The organism is Ruegeria sp. CL5 (genome assembly GCF_056536485.1).
Window position 1 is genome coordinate 1 of record NZ_JBQFPS010000028.1, and the last position, 3,419, is coordinate 3,419.

The 3,419-nt window shown below is 46.1% G+C and carries 1 protein-coding gene and 1 pseudogene; both read left to right on the forward strand.

Annotated features, from left to right (window positions below; all coding sequences use genetic code 11):
* Positions 1-1,447: 1,447 nt before the first annotated feature.
* Positions 1,448-1,738 (forward strand): annotated as a pseudogene (locus tag ACR0IU_RS22200) (integrase core domain-containing protein); the annotation flags it as partial.
* A gap of 277 nt (positions 1,739-2,015) precedes the next feature.
* Positions 2,016-2,693 (forward strand): sugar transferase, encoded by a 678-nt coding sequence (locus ACR0IU_RS22205; RefSeq protein WP_480717780.1) that lies wholly within the window; start codon positions 2,016-2,018, stop codon positions 2,691-2,693.
* Positions 2,694-3,419 lie beyond the last annotated feature (726 nt).

Here is a 3,419-nt window from a genome sequence, read left to right on the forward strand (position 1 = left end):
AAGAGATAGTGTTGCCGCGCAGGACCAAGGTGCCTTACGAAACCAGCCGCCAACTAAGGAGCGCGTTTGCCAAGGCCCCAGTCACGTCCAGACTGCCACATTTATGCCACGGAAAGGGAGAAGTTGCACCAGGGTTTGAACATTGGACGAGTAAGCATTGAACAATCGAGCCGAGAATATCAACCTCTCCTTACGAGAGCCGGGACGAATAATGCAATGCAAGCGGTCTCCAGAAGGATTACAGAGGTTCTTGGCTATCGACTCAGTTGTCCGAAAGTGTTTCTGTATCCCCGCAAGTCGCCGCTTCGCATTAACAATTCGATATCACTGCCTTTAGGCAATTGAATCATGGAATGCCTAATCAAGCTGCCCAAATCCTTAGCATCAGCATCCCTCGCCCCCCCCTGCAGCCAAATCAACTTCACCGCTGTAACTCTAAGAAAGGAATCATCTGACGGATTGCACCAAACCAACTATTGAGTAGGCAAAAACTCGCCGCTAAACACCAGTGATTCAAATTGAGTGTCGAAAACCCAACAAGGCCCACGCATAGTATCCAAATACAGGCAGTGCTGAAAAAAAGGACAATAAAATAAGATGGCAGTGTTTCTGTTTGGAGTTCTAATAGGATGGGCGCTGACGATTATCTGTTGGTCTGTTTGGTCGTTCGGCGTTTTGTCGGGCCTGCTGATCGGGTCTTTGGCAGGGGTAACAACAATATTTGTGTTCTTTACTGCTCGGTCGATAATTTCGATAATGTTTAGTGCTCGTGATTGTGGAGATGCATCTACGAGCAATCATACGCATTCCGTACTCAAGAAAGTTATTTAGTGTCATTTCTTGTCGGTGTTATCGACGTTTAAGGGTAACGTACTTTGGAGTGCCCCATTTGATTTGGATTGCCGTTAAGTTTGAGAAACGGAGGACCGAGAATATCGTTTATGACAAAAACGGGAATGTGTTGGGATCAGATTCCGGTGGAAGCTGAACTCTGCTTATGTAATTAAACTCCAAGTCAATCCCTTTATTCTTCGCAGCAATATTGCCCTCATACTTTTCGACAACGTCCTGTGTGTCGAATGAATTGCTGATTTGACATCAGTTCAATGTCATGCAGAAGCGTTCCAGCATGGTTGAATGTGTGTCAGTTCGGTATTTTGGCCAACAACAAGTCTGCCCTATAGCAAACACCGAGTAAGCTTTTGCGGCTCTCACCGTCCTTAATAGTCAGACGGTGTCGGAGCTTTTTGCCCGGAACTGAAATCAAAACAGGCTCGGTCCGTGCAATACTGGTATCGGTCATAGTCGGTCTCCCTTGCGGTGTGGTTTGTTGCAAAACCGCTGTAGGGGCCTGAGATCCGGCTATGATCACCTGTTGCGCTACTTGGGGGATACGCAGGCAATCATAGCCTCTCAACCAACTTCATTCCAAAGGTGCTATGCGCTGGAATTTGTCATCCAAGCCGTCCGAGACTGGAGCGGAGCCGTCGCGGCCAAGACAGCCTTCATGGAGCCGGATGGTTCTTGGGAGAATCGCTACGTCGAGAGTTTCAACGCTCGGTTCGGAGATGAACTATTGAACCTGGGAATCTCCCACTCATTAGAAGATGCGCAAATCATCATTGAAAATTGGAGAAAGCACTACATCACGAAACAACCGCATAGTGCTATGGACTACCGTCCGTTGGCACCAGAAACATCGTACCAATGGACCAAAGGGGCAATCTTGTTCCAATAATCAAACTGGACCAGTCAAATTTGGCCAACTAACTTCACCAATTGGGTGATTTTGACTGGATTGTAGTGTGGCTCTTGCATCGCGTGATGTTTCATCAAATTTTTGTTGCATTTGTTTTGATTTTGGTTCAACAGTTATCCAAGTTTATTATGTTGCTGGGGGTATAAGTTAGAGACTGTCAAGCTGCGGGCTATGACTCAAGGGGCAGTTGTTCTGGCCTCAATTTTACGCAAAACCCAGTTTTTATAGTGTGTTATAGTGTAAAGGTATCGGTGGTATGAGTGATATGAGTGACCATTCGGTTGCCAGCAAAAACTGGACTATCGAATCAAAGATCTCCGGAAAGACTGCACAAAAGAGCAAATCTGTCTATTTGGTTTCCAAACGTATCTTTGACGTAGTCGTAAGCTGTGCGGCGCTTCCTGTTTTTTTGGGCCTGTGTTCCATTGTTTTTATTTTGAATATTTTCTGGAACCCAGGGCCTTTGATATTTCGTCAGGAGCGCATGGGAAGGGATCAGCGCAAGTTTTTGATGATAAAGTTCCGAACAATGTTGCCGGAAGACAATGAGGTCAAGCGTGGCCCCTTCGATTCGTTGGAAGAGTGGCGGATAACACCTTTTGGACAATGGATGCGAAAAACACGCTTGGATGAAGTGCCGCAAATTTTGAACGTTCTCTTAGGTGATATGAGCTTAATTGGCCCGCGCCCCGAAGTGTTCGAATTTGCCAAAACCTATCTCAAAGAGATGCCGGGATACAATCTGAGAGGGACAGTACGACCTGGAATAACCGGGTATGCACAGGTAAAGCAAGGTTATACGGACTCTGAAGAGGCTGTACGCACAAAGACTAAGCTGGATACATTCTATGTCCAGAACATGGATTGGAACCTTGATCTCAAAGTGCTTTTGAGGACGGTACTTATTGTCTGTACCTCTCAGGGAGCGCGATAGCGATGTAGTCAGTTTGTTAGGTGTTTATGTAGTTTCCGGGGTCGCTCGGAGACTCTTCATGTCTAATTGTTGAACTCATACATTAATGAACCTGTCACAATAGAATTATCGCGTATGACAATCTTGATTTCAGGCATTCGACTTGTAGTCGACAACATATCCTACAGCTTTGATGTAAAGGTTTTAGCCGCGGTCCTCCGCTGATGTCATCGCAATGCTCCACGATCGTAGTGTTTTGGGCTATGTAGCGAAAAGAAGCGCGACGTGAAGGCCAACCAGTATGCAAAATTGGTCCCAGCATTTTGGGCAACCGGAGTTAAAACTTGACCCCCTGAAATTTAGTTTCGATAGCATCTTAAAAGTTTTGAGGGAGCGATTTGGGAATGTTAGTTGCGGAGACGATTTCCTAGATAAGATGTCAAAGTTCAGGTGGTCAAATTTTATCCAGTGGATTTCGGTCAAGCGGGTCCGGTGTGAACGGCGAAATCGCAAAAAACCGTGTTTGCTTTTGTACGCTTCGGGCAGATTTGTTTAGTTATGAGCGGTCCACACAACTCTGACCTAAGATTGATATCTGGCGGACATATCTGAGTGAAATGTTGGCTGATTATTCCCTAGTTCATGTTGACAAAAGGGATTCACATCGGACGATTGGCGTGATTCAAGCTGGTTTCTACGATTGGGAGCAGTTTGGCCCGAGACCTGATGACCGACGAGGAAAGGGCG